Genomic DNA, 14,629 nt, shown 5'->3' on the forward strand with positions numbered 1-14,629 from the left:
CCCCCCCCCCCCCCCCCCCCCCCCCCCCCCCCCCCCCCCCCCCCCCCCCCCCCCCCCCCCCCCCCCCCCCCCCCCCCCCCCCCCCCCCCCCCCCCGAGTGGTGGGCTTGAACAGGAAATACCTTGTTCAAGCCCGCCCTTTCTTGTTCAAGCCCACATGATGTGGGCTTGCCACCCTTCGGGTCAGCTCAGGAAGACGCCGGCGTCGGGGGCGAAGTCGGCTTCCTCCACCACCCGGCGGACCTCTACCTCGTTGCCGAGTGCCTCGGCCAGGCGGGCGGCCCATTCGACTGCTTCGTCCTTGGTGCGGACGTCGACGACGATGATGCCGCCGATCAGCTCCTTGGTCTCGGCGAACGGGCCGTCCGTGACGGTCCGCTTGCCGTCGGCCACCTTGACCCGGGCGCCGAGCGCACTGCGGTGGACGCCCTCGGCGAACAGCAGCACGCCCGCCTTCGACAGGTCGTCGACGACCCTGCCGACCGCCTCGCCCACCTGCCGGCTCACCATCCGGCCGGCCTCGGTGTCGTCGTCCGCCTTGTTGATGATCATGTAACGCATCGGTCCAACTCCCTCGTCCTGGAGATCCTTTGATCTCACGTCGACCGGGTCACCACCAGATCGACACCCAGGGCGAAGACAATTTCAGCTCGGCTGATCGCCCTCGGGGTGGTACGCGCAAGCGTCGGCCAGGTCGACGGTGGGCGGCGGGGTCGTCTTGCCGGCGCCCGGGCGGGCGAGCGTCTTCGGGTCCTTGGTGGGCGGGGTGCTGGGCGGGGTCGTGGTCGCCGGGGCTTCCGGCTTCGGCTCGAGGGCCTTGGCGACCGTCTCGCGGAGGCCTTCGTAGTCCGGGTGGAGGTACTTGAGCTTCAGCTTCGAGACGTCCAGTGAGACGTTCGAGACGGTGCCCGACTTCACCTTGAGCGCGAGCTGGATCAGCGCCGGCAGGAGTTCCTGCGGGATGTCGGTGCGGAGCAGGTTCTTGCCCGCCTTGGCGATCGCCTGGTACTTCGTGACGAGCGTGCTCGGGTTGGCCGCGTCGACGAGCGCCTTGATCGTGCAGCGCTGCCGGATCTGCCGCTGGTCGTCATCGGCCCCGTACCGTCCGCGCGCGAACCACAGCGCGTGCGGGCCGTCGAGGTGCTGGTTCGGGCCCGGCTCGATCCACTCGTTCGGCGGGATGTGCGCGCTGCTGATGCCGCCCATCGCGACCCGCTCGTTGACGTTGACCGTGATGCCGCCGAGCGCCTGGACCAGCTGCGAGAACCCCTTCAGGTTGACCTGCAGGTAGTAGTCGATCTTCAGCCCGGTCGCCTCGCCGACGGACTGCTTCACCACGTCGGCGCCCTCGTTGTCGGACGGGCCGAGGATGCCGGGATGCGCGTCCGGGATGTTCTGGTACATCGCCGTCAGCATCCACTCCAGCCGGCCTTCGAGGCTGAGCCCCTCCTTGCCGAAGCCGTCCGGGTAGAACTTGTGCAGCGGCGAGTCCTTCGGGAACGGCATGAAGGTGAGCTGCCGCGGCATCGAGATCAGCGACGTGTCACCGGTCTTGGTGTCGATACTCGCCACGATCACGGTGTCGGTACGGACGCCAGGCCGGCTCGGCGCGTCGTCACCGCCGAGCAGCAGCAGGTTGAGTCGCGGGCGGTTCTCCCACGGGTCCTTCACGTTGACCGTCTTCGGCCGGGTCGCGCTCTTGCTCTCGCCCTGGGAGACGAACACGTTCTGAACCAGGTCGCGCTGGGCGAGCACGTTCTCGACCGCGATCGCGGCGGGGGTGGCGATCGCGAAGCAGAGCAGGCCGACCAGCAGCGCGCCGACGGCCCGGCCGCCCGGGGCAGCCGTTGCCGGACGCAACAACCGGTGCGAGCCGACGATCACGACGATCCAGCCGAACGCGATGGCGCCGATCACCACGCTGGTCATCAACAGCCGGCTCGGTACGACGGCAGCCGACAGCACCTCTTCCCGCCGGGTCAGCCCGACGTACACCCCGAGCCCGATCAGCCCGACCGTCAGCGTCAGCACGAAGGCCCCGAGCCGCTTGCGCCCACCGATGATCAGCCCGATCCCCGGCAGCAACGCGCTCAGCAACGTCAGCCCCAACGACCGCGGCACCGACCGAGCCCGCCGAGCAATCCGCTCCGCCGCCCGCCGATCCCGCCTGGTCTCACCGACACCCCGCTCAGCCACCTGCCGACCTGCGCCGCCTCCACCCGAGTGGTCGGCACCCCGCTCGGCGGGCTGCCGGTCCCGTTTGTCGTTTCCCACCATCCGCTCACCGTCCCCCCGGCTCGCAGCTTCCCCAGTTGCCCCAACGGCACCGCCGACAGGTCCAGCGGCACCACCAGCATCCCCAGCGGCGCCAAATCCGGGAGCGCCGCTCACCCCAGCGGCGTCGCCCACTCCATCATCGGAGCCCACTCCCCCAGAGTCGGCCGCGCGGGCGAGGCCCGCAAGGTCGGCTTCGTCTCGGGTAGGGCTCGACTGCCCATCGGCACCGGGATCAGCTCCGGGGAGAGGCGTGCCTTTGGCGCGCTTCGCGCGTGAACGACGCCCCATGACCTCCCCTGTCCGCCCGTGGATGTACGACCAGTACCCCGGTCGCACACCTCGTTAGACGCCGAAAACGGCCACAAGGTTTACCCCTAGCGGAAATCCACCTGCCCCTGCGGGACCCGCGACGGCTCCAGCGGACGCAGCAACCCGGCGGCGAACCACGCCTCGACGGACTTCGCCTCCTTCGTGTTCGGCACGTAGACGACGCGGGCCATCCAGTCGTCGGAGTTGTTCCGGCGCCACTCCAGGATCAGCCCGGGCCACGGGCCGCGCTCGTACGCGGTACCGAGAACCCAGCAGTGCCGGCGGCTCCGGTCGGGCGGCGGTTCGCGCGGATAGCGCCGGTTGCTCCCCATGGGCTCAGCATCGCACATGCATTCGATTACAGCGCAAATCGGATCTGGCGGACCAGACGACAGACCTCGGCGATCAGACTGGCAGGTGCGCTCCGGTGACACCGGGGTTCTCGGCGAGCACGCGCAGTACGGTCGCGATCTGGGCCGGCGGGGTCCACTTGGCGGTGTTCGCCTCCGGCATCGCGCGACGGTTGGTGGGGGTGTCGATGGTGCCGGGGAGGATCGCGTTGGCGCGGATGTGGTCCTTCGCGTATTCGACGGCGAGGGCGTCGACGAAGGCGAGTACTGCGGCCTTGGCGGTGATGTAGCCGGCCGCTCCGGAGAAGGGCTTGAGGGCGGACATGCTCGAAGTACAGGTGATCGATCCGCCACCCGCGGCGATCAGCAACGGGAGGATCGCCTGGGTCACCAGGTACGTCGGCCGCAGATTGAGCGTCAACTGAGCCTCGAACTCCTCCACCGCCGTCTCATGCACCCGGCCTCCAGCCGCAAACCCACCCACCAAGTTCACCAGCGCCCGCACCGGCGCACTGTCGTCGGCGCCAGCAACCCGCGCGACCTCAGCAACACCAGCCGGATCCGCCAGGTCGACAACGAGCGTCTGCAAGGCCTCGGCCGACCCGAGCTCACCGAGCGACTTCTCCGATCTCCCCGGCACCACGACCCGCCAGCCCGCCGCGAGGAACTCGGCAGTCACCGCCGAACCAAGCCCACCGGTGCCCCCAGCAACAACCACAGTCCCAGTCATACCGGGAGCCTAATCCGCGCTCCCCGCTGCGCGGAGAGCGCGGGCGAGAGAAAGGCGGGGCGCCCGGGCTGGCGTGGCCGGGCAGGCTGGGCCGGGCCAGCTGGGTGGCCGGGCCGGGCCGGGCCGGGCCGGCTGGGGTGGGCCGGCTGGGGTGGGCCGGCTGGGGTGGGCCGGCTGGGGTGGGCCGGATGAGCCGGGCCGGCTGGGCCGGGCCGGCTGGGCCGGGCCGGATGAGCCGGGCCGGATGAGCCGGGCCGGATGAGCCGGGCCGGCCGGGCCGGCCGGGTGGGCCGGGTCAGCTGGGTGGCCGGGCCGGGGGGCGGGCTGGGGGGCCGGGCTGGGGGGGCGGGCTGGGGGGCCGGGCTGGGGGGCGGGCTGGGGGGCCGGGCTGGAGGGGCCGGGCTGGGTGGGCAGGGTGCTGGTTAGTCGGGTAGTGCCAGGGTGCGGCCGGCGTCTCGGGCGGCGGTTATGGTGCGGGCCAGGGTTTGTTTGAGGGAGTCTGCCTCGTCGGTGAAGTTTTGGACCAGTGAGGTGTCGCCTGCTGGTTCGGTGCGGGCGAGGAGTTCTAGGTAGCGGTCGCCGTCTTCGAGGGCTGCTTCGGCGCGGAGGGCGGCGTCGGCGGAGCGGACTCGGTCGGCGTAGTGCTCGAGGAGTTCGACCTTGCGTTTGATGGCGTCGACGGAGCGGGTCAGGGCGCGACGCTGGGGGCCCAGGACTGCTTCCAGTTCGGCGGTCGCCATGCCGCGGGCCACCTCGCGCTGGCGGGCGCGGAGTACGGACTGTTCGTGCAGGACCTGGCCGATGTCCCAGAGTTGCTCGGGCAGGACGAGTTCGTTCTTGACGTCGTCGAGCAGGCCACGCTGGGTGACCGTTGCCTCCAGCACCGATTTGACCGCGCGCTGGCCGCGGGCAAGCAGCCGGCCGGACTCCTCGTCGAAGTCCTCGGCCAGCAGGTACTTCCCGTGCTGCAGCCGGACCGCCTTCTGCTTGCGGTTCTCGACCGCCGAACCGACCCCGACCGCGCCGGTGGTGACGACGCCGACGATCGCGAGCACGAGCGCCGCCCACGCTGCGACGGCGGTCGGCAGGGTGAGCGCGAAGATGATGAGGGCGAGGATCCAGCCGCCGACGCAGACCGCGAGCCAGACGAGCAGGGAGCCGAAGGTCGCGGCCGGTTCGGTCGACCAGGAGGTCTGCCGCTTGGGCTTGGGGCGGCTCGCGGGCACGAACAGCTCGGGTTTCCGCTCGAACAGCCGGCGGACCTCCACCGGCACCTCCGGCGCGAACACCGGTTCCGGGCCCATCGCACCTCCTCTTCGACGCTGCCATCCACACTGCTGTCCACGCTGCTTGCGAAGCTGCTGTCCGCGCTGTTCGCGAAGCTGCCGATACTCAGCGTAGCGGCGTCCGCAGCCGTTGCAGCTTGACCGCGAGCCCGTCGAGCACGATTCCCAGCCCGAACTCGAACAACTCGTCCAGCTGGAAGTCGAACTCGAACCCGTCCGGCTCCGCCAGCGCGCGGAATCCGGCGAGATCCTGCTCGACGATCAGCTCCGCCAGCCGCCCGGCCTGCTGGTCGGCCCACTCGTCGGCGGTCAGCCCGGTGTCCTGCTCGGCGTACGCCTCGCTCTCCAGGTTGAGCGCGACGCCACGGACGTAGCCGAAGACGGTGATCGCCGCGTACATCGAGGTGTTCGCGTCGACGCCGAAGCCGCCGACAGCCCGCAGTACGGCGTCCGTATGCGGCAACAGATTGGGCAACACCTGCGGCCGCCCGATGCTGACGGCACTCGCAAGCCACAGATGAGCCTTGTACGCCGACCACTGCGCCCGAGCCGCCGTCTCGATCACCGCCCGCCAGCTACCCGGCAACTCCCGAGGCATCGGAAACTCCCCGATCGCCACATCAACCATCTGCAGTACAAGCGCCTCCTTCCCTCCCACATACCTGTAAAGCGCCATCGTCGAAACCCCAAGCTCAGTCGCCACCCGCCGCATAGACAGAGCCCCCAGCCCCTCCCCATCAGCAATCCGCAGAGCAGTCCGCACCACCTCCTCTCTACTCAGCACCACCGGCGCCTCGACGACCCGTGCCCGGCCCTCGGCAGCTCCGACCACCGTGCCGACTCCCGGAAGGGAGTGCACCAGGCCCTCCTGCTGGAGCAACGTGAGGGCCTTGGTGGCTGTTGCCATGGCTACGCCGTGGGTGCGTACTAGTGCACGGGTGGAGGGAAGTCGGTCGCCGGGTTTGAGCTGGCCGGTGGTGATCAGGCTGCGGAGTTCTGCTGCGATCTGCTGGTACGGCGCTGCCATGGATCCTCCGAACTAGTGCACTCAGACGCGGGACAGCCGATCGTGTGACGCTGTCTCGTGTACACCGTACGCGCACTACCCAACGGAAGGAATCACCCAATGAAGATCCTCATCTCCGGCGCCGGGATCGCCGGGCCCGCGCTGGCTTACTGGCTGCAGAAGGCGGGCTTCGAGCCGACGGTCGTCGAGCTCGCCCAGGCACCGCGACCGGGCGGGCAGACGGTCGACATCCGCGGGATTGCCAAGGACGTGGTTGAGCGGATGGAGCTGATGCAGGTCGTCAAGCAGCGCCGGATGCATGAGCGCGGGATGGCCTACGTCCGCGCCGACGGCCGCCGGACCGCGGCACTCCCCGCGGAGATCCTCGACGGCGGCGGACCGGTCGCCGAGATCGAGATCCTGCGCGGCGATCTGTCGGAGATCCTGCTCGAGGCCACCAGCCAGAACATCGAGTACCTCTACGGCGACTCGATCACCAGCCTCAGTCAGGACGACGACGGCGTCCAGGTGACCTTCCAGAGCGGTACCGAGCGCCGCTTCGACCTGGTCGTCGGCGCCGACGGGGTTCACTCGCGGACCCGGGCGCTTGCCTTCGGCAACGAGACGGAATTCGTCGAGCACCTCGGCGGCTACGGCTCCTTCTTCACCGTCAAGACCCCCGAACCCCTCGACGGCTGGCTGAAGATCCACTCCGCCCCCGGCGGCCGCTGGGTCGGGCTCCGGCCGGACCACGACCCGCAGTACGCGAAGGCTCTGCTCAGCTTCCGCTCACCACTGCTCCCCCGTCTGAAGCAGGCTGAGCAGAAAGCCTTGCTGGCCAAGACGTTCGCAGGCGTCGGCTGGCACGCGGCCCACATCCTCGAAGCGATGCCCGGCGCCGACGACTTCTACTTCGACACGACCAGCCGAGTCGTCGTACCGGAGTGGTCCCGCGGCCGGATCGTCCTGCTCGGAGACGCCGGGTACTGCGGCTCTCCGCTGGCCGGCCACGGTACTGCGCTGTCGCTCGTCGGCGCCTACGTCCTCGCCGGCGAGCTGACCGAGTACGACGGCGACCACGCCCGCGCCTTCCCGGCGTACCAGCGGGAGATGCAGCCGTACGTCGCTCAGCGCACCGAACTCCCACCCGGCGGCATCAAAATGGCGATGCCCCTGACGGCCACCGGCATCCGGCTGCGCGACGCCTCCACCCGGCTGATGACGTCGCGCCCGTTCCGCCCTCTGCTCGCCAAACTCGCCGGCCAGCCCGACGCCATCACCCTGAAGCCGTACCCCGCGATCACTCAGGCCAGGACGACCCGAGGATGACGTCGACGAAGTTGGTCCGCTCGAAACCGGGGACGAACCGGTCGAGCACATCCGCCTTCACGTTGCCGAACGTCGTCGCCGGCCGGTGCTTGATGCCGTCGGCGAACGACTGCAGGATCCGGTTCTTGAAGTCCGGCCGCGGGTGCGCCGCCACGATCGCGGCGCGCTCGCCGGCCGAGATCCGGTCCAGCCCCAGCCCGAGCACGTCCGCCTCGACACCAGCCGTGACGAGGGCGATCTCGGGCGCCATGTGCGCGGGGATCTCCGGCGTCGTGTGCAGCGCGATCGCCGTCCAGACCAGCTGCGTCTCGTCGTCGCCGATCCCGTGCCGGCGCAGGAAGTCGGCGGCCGCGTCGGCGCCGTCGATCTCGAACCGCTGCTGCGACTCGCGGTACTGCTCGGTCAGCCCGAGATCGTGGAACATCGCGCCGACGTACAGCAGCTCCGGGTCGTACTTCAGCTCCTTGCCGTTCAGCGAACCGAACAGGAACACCCGCCGGGAGTGGTCGTAGACCAGGTCGTCGGTCACGTCGCGGACCAGCTCGGTCGCCTCCTGGGCGAGCTTGCTGTCCGGGATCTCGATGCCTGCAATGCTGGACATTCGTCCTCCTCTTGATTCGGTCTCCAGCCTCCCGCGCGCAAGGCCAGGGCGGTCGAGGTGATCCGGACGGGTGTCCCTCGCATCCGGACACCGCATACTCAAGAGGTGCCTGATGTGCTGGTGGTCGTCTACGACGGGGTCCGGCTGCTCGACGTGACCGGGCCGCTCGAGGTCTTCGCCGTCGCGAACGAGCAGGGCGGCGAGTACCGCTCCCGGCTGGCCTCGCCCGACGGGCGCGACGTGGTCGCCAACACCGGCACGCGGCTCGGGGTCGACCTCAGTCTGTCCTCGGCCGATGCGCGGGGCGCGACTCTCGTAGTACCGGGTGGTCCGAACTGGCTCCACACCATCAGCGATGCCGCCCTGCTCGACCAGATCCGGCGGCTCTCGGGGCAGTCAGCCCGTACTGCTTCAGTCTGCGCCGGAGCCTTCGCCCTGGCCGCGGCCGGACTGCTCGACGGGCGGCGGGCCACGACGCATTGGGAACTCGCGGACCAGCTGGCGCGGCGGTTTCCGTTGGTCGAGGTGGACAGCGATGCGATCTTCGTGGAGGACGGGACGGTGATCACGTCGGCAGGGGTGACGTCGGGGATCGATCTCGCGCTCGCGCTGGTCGAGAAGGACCTCGGCGCGGAGACGGCGCGGCTGGTGGCCAAGCAGATGGTGGTGTTCCTGCAGCGGCCGGGCGGGCAGTCGCAGTTCAGCGTGCGGCTGAGCGCTGGGCAGGCGCGGCACGAGCTGGTGCGGAAGGTGCTCGACGCGATCACCTCGGATCCGGCGGGTGATCACAGTCTCGAAGTACTGGCGTCGCGGGCCGGGGTGAGTGGCCGGCATCTGACCAGGCTGTTCCATGACGAGGTCGGTACTACGCCGGCGCGGTTCGTCGAGAAGGTCCGGGTGGAGGCTGCCCAGCTCTTGCTGGAGGCGACGACGGACCCGCTCGATGTGATCGCTCGCCGGGTCGGGCTGGGGTCACCCGAGACGCTGCGGCGCGCCTTCGCCCGGGTCCTCAACACGACGCCGGGGCGGCATCGGGCGCGCTTCAGCGGCGTACCGAAGAACAGGTAGTCCGTCTCAGTCGAGCGGGGAGATCCAGTCTGGGTTGCGGCCCAGGAGGGCCAGCAGGGTGTCGAGGTCGGAGGCGTCGCCGGGGGTTTTGAGGCTGCGTTCGAAGGCGGCGCCGGGGCCTCGGGATGCTTCGGTGTCGGGGATTCTCCGGGCCAGGGTCAAGGCCATCTCGACCATGTCCTTGGGTGGGTCGTAGGGGGTGTCGATGGCTCGGGCGAGGTCCCAGGCGTGGACTACGCAGTCCAGTTGGCGGAAGGTGAGCGCGACCCGGCGGGGGAAGGTGCCGAACTCGCGGACCTCCATCGGCTGGTCCAGCGCGCCGCCGTCGGCGAACGCCTCGGCGACGCGGACGTTGGAGCGGCGATAGGCGCCGGCGGGGTTGTCGCCCAGCCGCCCGCCGGTCCAGGTCTGTACCGGAGCCGAGCCGTCGCGAGCGGCCGCGGCGAAGCCTTCGTTCTCGCTGACGATGTGCCGGAGCAGGCCGCGGACCGTCCAGTCGGGGCAGGGAGTGGGAAACCACAGGTGCTCCGGTCGCACCTGCATGACTACCTCGCCGAGTACCGCGCCGGCTCGCCGATCCAGATCCCGGATGTCCATCCGCGTTCCTCCACGTCGTCGCCCTGCCCTCGCTGAGCATAGGCCGCGATTCCCGGCGCTGCCCGCTTTTCGGCGCGGATACCGGCCGTCGCAGGGGTTAACCCGCAGCCGGTACTGCGCCGGCTCCGCCGGAGCCAGTAGCCTGAGCGCATGCCCGGGACCCTTTACATCACAGGTGACAAGGCCGCGGACGGCCTGCTGAACAAGGACGGCACCGCCCTGCTGATCGGGATGCTGCTGGATCAGCAGGTGCCGATGGAGTGGGCGTTCGCCGGCCCGGCCAAGCTGCGGGAACGCCTCGGGCACCTGGACGCGAAGAAGATCGCCGCGATGGACGTTGACGAGTTCGTCGCGATCTGTTCGGACAAGCCGGCGATCCACCGCTTCCCGGGGGCGATGGGGAAGCGGATCCATCAGGTCTGCGTCGTGCTCGCCGACGAGTACGGCGGCAAGGCGGCGAACATCTGGAAGGGCGTCGACACCGGCGCGGAGCTGTACAGACGACTGCATGCGCTGCCCGGCTACGGCGAGGAGAAGGCGAAGATCTTCGTCGCGATCCTGGCCAAGACCCAGGGCGTCGCCCCGGACGGCTGGCGCGAGGCGGCCGGCAAGTTCGGCGACGACGTACCGCGCTCGGTCGCGGACATCGACGGCCCGGAGTCGCTGGCCAAGGTCCGCGAATGGAAGAAGGCCCAGAAGGCCGCCAAGCGCGACAAGCAAGACAACTTAGTCGGCTGAGCGATGGCCGCTTTCCGCGACTCCGCCCAGATCGACGGGGTACGGCTGGCGGAAGCACTCGACCGCGGGCCGTTCAGTTTGGCTTTGCGGTTGGCGGTTCGGGAGAGTGGGCTGAGTCTTGAGCGGTTGCAGTTCAAGTTGCGGGAGCGGGGGGCGCCGGTCAGCAAGACGGCGTTGAGTTATTGGCAGCACGGGCACAACCAGCCAGAGCGGGCCGAGTCGTTGCGGGCACTTGCCGTGATCGAGGAGATTCTCGGGCTGGAGGCCGGAGCGTTGGCGGCGTTGCTGGGGCCGCCGCGGCCTCGGGGGCGTTGGCTGGTACAGAAGCCGGGAGCGCTTCGGCCGGATCAGGCATGGGCGCGGCCCGACGGGCTGGCCCGGGCGTTGGAGCGGATGGGGAGCAACCTCGACGCGTTCCACCAGTTCGCGCAGCTCGGACTGCATCTGCAGCTGCGCGTCGACGCCGGCCGGAAGCTGGAGTCGATCACCCATCACCTGGTCGCCCGCGCCGATGTCGACGGCATCGACCGCAAGATCGTCGCCGTCCGCAGTGACGCCGGTACCGCCGAACCGCTGGACATCACGAGCACCCGCGGCTGCCGCGTCGGCCGCCAGCGCCAGGACGCCGCCACCGGATTCACCACCTTCGAGCTGCTCCTCGACCGCCCGCTGCGCGTCGGCGAGCTCGCAGTACTGCACTACAAGGTCCGTACCGACCTCCCCGACACCCTGCACAACCAGCGCGTGCAGCAGTCGATGCGCGACTTCTCCATGCAGGTCTCGTTCGCCCCGTCGGTGCTACCGGCCCGGGTCTGCCGCAGCTACCGTTCCTCGGTCAGCGACAGCGGCACCCTCAGCGACCTCTCCGTCGGCGCCAGCCACACCGCCGCCTTCGCCGTCCTCGACCCCGCGCCCGGCATCCACAGCCTCGGGTGGGACTGGTTCTAGTACTGCGGCCGCCAGCGCAGTAGTGATCGGTACTGCGGCCACGATCCCCAGCCCGCCGACCAGCGCCCGCACCACCTCGACCGCCACCCGCTCGGTCGACAGCACGTAGCTCTCCGGCACCCCGCTGATGCTGAACAGCATGAGCATCGGCAACGCGGCCCCGGCGTACGCAAGTACCAGCGTATTGACCACGGCAGCCACATGTGCCCGCCCGACCCGCAGGCCGGCGCCGAACAGCTCCCGCCGCGACGCCGTCGGCTTGGCGGCAGCCAACTCCCACACGACAGCCGTTTGCGTGATCGCGACATCGTCCAGCACACCGAGCGCCCCGATCACCAGCCCGGCGATCAGCAAGCCCTTCAGATCCACGCCCGGGACGTACGACGCGACCTCCGACGCACCGTCCGAGCTCAGCCCACTGATCCGCGTCAGCCGGAGGAACACCTCCCCCAGCGCAGCCGTCAGCATCAACGCGCCGATGGTGCCGAGCAACGCGACCGAGGTGTGAACGCTGATCCCGTGCGTCAGGTACAACGCGAGCACCATGATCGCCGTACCGCCGACAACCGCCACCAGCAAGGGATCCGAGCCCGACAGGATGGCCGGCAACACGAACTGGGTCAGCACGACTGCTGTCACCGCTAGCGCTCCTAGCGCCGCTACGCCACGCCAGCGGGACAACGCGATCACCGCTACCGCGAACAGCGCAGCCAGCAGGAGGAGCGGGCGGCTTCGGTCCTGGTCGAGGTACAGGTAGCGGTCTGCTGGGTCGGCCTGCTCGACGACGCCGAGCAGGATTCGCTGGCCGGTCTCCACGCGCGGTACCAGCGGATGCTTGACCGCTCGCGCCGTCACCACGGTCCCCTCGCCGACGCCGTCCGTCACCTTGACGGTCGCCCTGTCGCACTCGTCGGGTGCCAGCGGACACGGCACGACCGCCGTCACGATGCCCTTGGCCTTCGCGCTCTGCAGGGCGTCGACCTTGATCTCACTGGTCGGTCGCAGGAGCACCAGGAGGACGATCGTCAGGCCGAGCAGGGGTAGGAGGAGGCCCAACACCAGCAGGCGAGTGCGCCTGGCCACCCGCCCCGCGGGGCCGTGATGATGCCCCACTACCAAGCCGCCGGAGACGAACCTGCGACGAGCTTGCGCGGCTGCCCACTCCCATCAGCCGGTACTACGAAAACGCCCGGCTCTCCACTGTCTTGCTTGCTATAAGCAACTGTCTTGTCGTTGATCCACGCCGGCTGGTCGTCGATGTGGCTGGTCTCGGCCAAGGCGACATCGTGGTGGGTGGCCAGCGTGAGCACATGCAGCCGCCAGGTCTTGCCGTTGCGGAACTTGTAGGCGATCCGGGTACCGTCGGGGGACAGCGAAGGGCACTCGACATTCTCCCGTACCGCCGTCAGCGTCCGGTTCTGGAGGTTGCCGCGCATCAGCCAGGTCTTCCCTTTCGACGCCATCGTCGCGTAGAAGATCTCGTCGTCGGACCCGAATGTCACACCCCAGTAGTTCACATCCGCCGAGCTGTACACCTGCCCGCCAACCGATGCGGTGAAGTCCTCGAGCGATCCGTAGTGCGTCCCGGTCCTGAGGTCGTAGATGCCCGCGGTCGTCGAGAACGCCCCGGCCATCAGGTAGCTGTCTCCCGACCTGAACACAGTCCATGCGGCCAAGTGGCCACTGGGCGAAACCCTCACCCTGCTGGGATTCCCCCACAGTTGAAGGGTTTTGACCACCTTGCCGGAGGTGTTGATCAGATCTAGCTCAGACGCCATCGGCACGGCCGTCGCTCGAAGGCACGCCATCGTCCCCCCACCCGCATAAACCCGCTGACAAACCGGCCCAACACCGACCGGAGTCACCGCGCCGATCACGGCCGCGCTGCCGTCCCCGCCGCCACCTCCGTCCCCGCCGCCGAGGGCGATCTGCCGGACCCGATTGCTGCCCGGCTCGACGTACAACAGCGTGCCGGACCGGTCCAGCTGGACCCCGCTCTGGGCCGCTGCCTGCTGTGTCGTCGCGACCCGCCAGCCGAGGTAGCCGATGCCTGCAGCAACAAACACCGCGATTAAGCTGATCCCAGCAACGATCCTCCCCCGGCCCACCACGGCGGCGCTCATCGAGCTACCTGTGGGCGGCAGAGCCAGGCGCCGGTGGCGATTGCGGCGGCTAGTGCTCCGGCGAAGAGGGTGAAGGTCAGGGTCGGTTGGATCCAGGCGGCGAGGGCGCCGAAGGCTAGGGCGCCTGCTGCTCGGGCGAGGGCTTGGGCGGTTTGGACTACTGCCATGCCGGTTGCGCGCAGTGGGGTGGGGATGAGCGGGCCGGCGTACGCCATCAACACACCGTCGCTGGCTGCGTAGAAGAGGCCGTGCAGGAGCAGGATCGCGGCTGCTACCACGCGGCCTTGGGTGTTGGTGGCCATGAGGAGGTAGGCGGCCAGGAGCAGGACGTGGCCGAGGAGGAAGAGCTTCCAGCGGCCGATGCGGTCGGCGAGTCGGCCGAAGGGGATGGCGGCGAGCATGAAGGTCAGTGCGGTGCCGAGGGGTAGGAGCGGGAGAACGGCGGGCGGCAGGCCGGCTGTGCGTTGCACGGAGAAGTACAGGAACATGTCGCCGACGGTCACCAGGCCGAGCAGTGCCGCGGCGATGATCAGGCGGCGGAGTTCCGGCGCGGTTGCCGCTGCCAGGCCGGCGCGCACGCTCACCGCGGCTTTGGTGACGATGGTGCGTGGTTGGGTGACGAAGAAGACGAGGATGAGTACGCCGATCGCGGCCAGGCAGAAGCTGGTGCTGAACACCACGTCGTACCCGCCGGGGATCGCCGCGATGATCGCGAACCCGAGCAACGGGCCGAGCAGCGCGCCGGCCGTGTCGAGTGCCCGGTGGACGCCGAACGCGCGCCCGAGATCCTCGACGGGCGTGGACAGCGAGATGAGCGCGTCGCGCGGCGCGGTACGGATTCCCTTGCCGGCCCGGTCGACGGCAATCACCGAGCTCAGCCCCGACAACGACCCACCCACGGCCGGCAGCCCGAGCTTGGTCACCGCCGACAACCCATAACCCGCAATCGCCACCGCCTTCGGCCGCCCAAGCCGATCAGCCACATGCCCACCGGCAAGCCTCAGCACCGCAGTCGCCCCGGTGTAGAGCGCATCAAGCGCCCCGAGCTGCAAGAAGCCCAGCCCAAGCCCGTACATGAGATAAAGCGGCAGAATCGCCGTCACCATCTCAGCGGATGCATCCGTCACGAGGCTCACCAGACCCAGCGCCACAACCGTCCCGGAGACTCGCCGCGGGGGGGGGGGGGGGGGGGGGGGGGGGGGGGGGGGGGGGGGGGGGGGGGGGGGGGGGGGGGGGGGGGGGGGGGGGGGGCGGGGGGGGGGGGGGCG

At 69.7% G+C, this 14,629-nt stretch carries 15 protein-coding genes; 4 read left to right on the forward strand and 11 right to left on the reverse strand.

The window, feature by feature from the left end:
- Window positions 1–182: 182 nt before the first annotated feature.
- The 4 genes from ACIA12_RS40470 to ACIA12_RS40485 all read right to left on the reverse strand — a co-directional run bounded on the left by ACIA12_RS40470 (window position 183) and on the right by ACIA12_RS40485 (window position 3,665).
- Window positions 183–560: a YciI family protein gene (locus tag ACIA12_RS40470; protein WP_396372781.1), complete on the reverse strand. Its 378-nt coding sequence runs from the start codon at window positions 558–560 to the stop codon at window positions 183–185.
- Window positions 561–644: 84 nt separating this feature from the next.
- Window positions 645–2,276, reverse strand: a complete 1,632-nt coding sequence (locus tag ACIA12_RS40475) for an LCP family protein (protein WP_396372782.1) — start codon at window positions 2,274–2,276, stop codon at window positions 645–647.
- 374 nt (window positions 2,277–2,650) lie between these two features.
- Window positions 2,651–2,917: a hypothetical protein gene (locus ACIA12_RS40480; protein ID WP_328328766.1), complete on the reverse strand. Its 267-nt coding sequence runs from the start codon at window positions 2,915–2,917 to the stop codon at window positions 2,651–2,653.
- A gap of 73 nt (window positions 2,918–2,990) precedes the next feature.
- A complete protein-coding gene (locus ACIA12_RS40485) occupies window positions 2,991–3,665 on the reverse strand; it encodes an SDR family NAD(P)-dependent oxidoreductase (protein WP_396372783.1) in 675 nt (224 codons plus the stop codon).
- 73 nt (window positions 3,666–3,738) lie between these two features.
- Here ACIA12_RS40485 and ACIA12_RS40490 point away from each other — a divergent pair, with 73 nt between their 5' ends.
- Window positions 3,739–3,927 (forward strand): hypothetical protein, encoded by a 189-nt coding sequence (locus ACIA12_RS40490; protein ID WP_396372784.1) that lies wholly within the window; start codon window positions 3,739–3,741, stop codon window positions 3,925–3,927.
- A gap of 160 nt (window positions 3,928–4,087) precedes the next feature.
- Here ACIA12_RS40490 and ACIA12_RS40495 read toward each other — a convergent pair whose 3' ends face one another.
- Window positions 4,088–4,969 carry a hypothetical protein gene (locus tag ACIA12_RS40495; RefSeq protein WP_396372785.1) on the reverse strand — a complete coding sequence of 294 codons (882 nt, stop codon included), beginning with the start codon at window positions 4,967–4,969 and terminating at the stop codon, window positions 4,088–4,090.
- Between the two features lie 88 nt (window positions 4,970–5,057).
- A complete protein-coding gene (locus ACIA12_RS40500; protein ID WP_396372786.1) occupies window positions 5,058–5,978 on the reverse strand; it encodes a GntR family transcriptional regulator in 921 nt (306 codons plus the stop codon).
- Window positions 5,979–6,077: 99 nt separating this feature from the next.
- Between ACIA12_RS40500 and ACIA12_RS40505 the strand changes: the two genes are divergently transcribed.
- Complete coding sequence (locus ACIA12_RS40505; protein ID WP_396372787.1) at window positions 6,078–7,286, forward strand: FAD-dependent monooxygenase; 1,209 nt, start codon at window positions 6,078–6,080, stop codon at window positions 7,284–7,286.
- On the opposite strand, the gene ACIA12_RS40510 is transcribed toward ACIA12_RS40505, so the two are convergent.
- Window positions 7,258–7,887 carry an HD domain-containing protein gene (locus ACIA12_RS40510; protein ID WP_396372788.1) on the reverse strand — a complete coding sequence of 210 codons (630 nt, stop codon included), beginning with the start codon at window positions 7,885–7,887 and terminating at the stop codon, window positions 7,258–7,260. The genes ACIA12_RS40505 and ACIA12_RS40510 overlap by 29 nt on opposite strands.
- 105 nt (window positions 7,888–7,992) lie before the next feature.
- Between ACIA12_RS40510 and ACIA12_RS40515 the strand changes: the two genes are divergently transcribed.
- Window positions 7,993–8,955, forward strand: coding sequence for a GlxA family transcriptional regulator (locus ACIA12_RS40515; RefSeq protein WP_396372789.1), 963 nt, complete (start codon window positions 7,993–7,995; stop codon window positions 8,953–8,955).
- 6 nt (window positions 8,956–8,961) lie between these two features.
- Here the strand turns inward: ACIA12_RS40515 and ACIA12_RS40520 are convergent, their stop codons facing one another.
- Window positions 8,962–9,552: a TIGR03086 family metal-binding protein gene (locus tag ACIA12_RS40520; protein WP_396372790.1), complete on the reverse strand. Its 591-nt coding sequence runs from the start codon at window positions 9,550–9,552 to the stop codon at window positions 8,962–8,964.
- Between the two features lie 150 nt (window positions 9,553–9,702).
- Between ACIA12_RS40520 and ACIA12_RS40525 the strand changes: the two genes are divergently transcribed.
- On the forward strand, window positions 9,703–10,290 hold the full coding sequence (locus tag ACIA12_RS40525) for an HhH-GPD-type base excision DNA repair protein (RefSeq protein ID WP_396372791.1): 588 nt from the start codon (window positions 9,703–9,705) through the stop codon (window positions 10,288–10,290).
- A 798-nt stretch (window positions 10,291–11,088) separates the two neighbouring features.
- Here ACIA12_RS40525 and ACIA12_RS40530 read toward each other — a convergent pair.
- The 3 genes from ACIA12_RS40530 to ACIA12_RS40540 are packed head-to-tail and all read right to left on the reverse strand — an operon-like array spanning window position 11,089 to window position 14,512.
- Window positions 11,089–12,297 (reverse strand): YibE/F family protein, encoded by a 1,209-nt coding sequence (locus ACIA12_RS40530; protein WP_396372792.1) that lies wholly within the window; start codon window positions 12,295–12,297, stop codon window positions 11,089–11,091.
- A 53-nt stretch (window positions 12,298–12,350) separates the two neighbouring features.
- A complete protein-coding gene (locus ACIA12_RS40535; protein ID WP_396372793.1) occupies window positions 12,351–13,361 on the reverse strand; it encodes a TolB family protein in 1,011 nt (336 codons plus the stop codon).
- Window positions 13,358–14,512, reverse strand: a complete 1,155-nt coding sequence (locus ACIA12_RS40540) for an MFS transporter (protein ID WP_396372794.1) — start codon at window positions 14,510–14,512, stop codon at window positions 13,358–13,360. The genes ACIA12_RS40535 and ACIA12_RS40540 overlap by 4 nt, the downstream gene beginning before the upstream one ends.
- Window positions 14,513–14,629: the final 117 nt, after the last annotated feature.

The sequence above is a fragment of the Kribbella sp. NPDC051620 genome, assembly GCF_044453825.1.
Lineage (GTDB): Bacteria > Actinomycetota > Actinomycetes > Propionibacteriales > Kribbellaceae > Kribbella.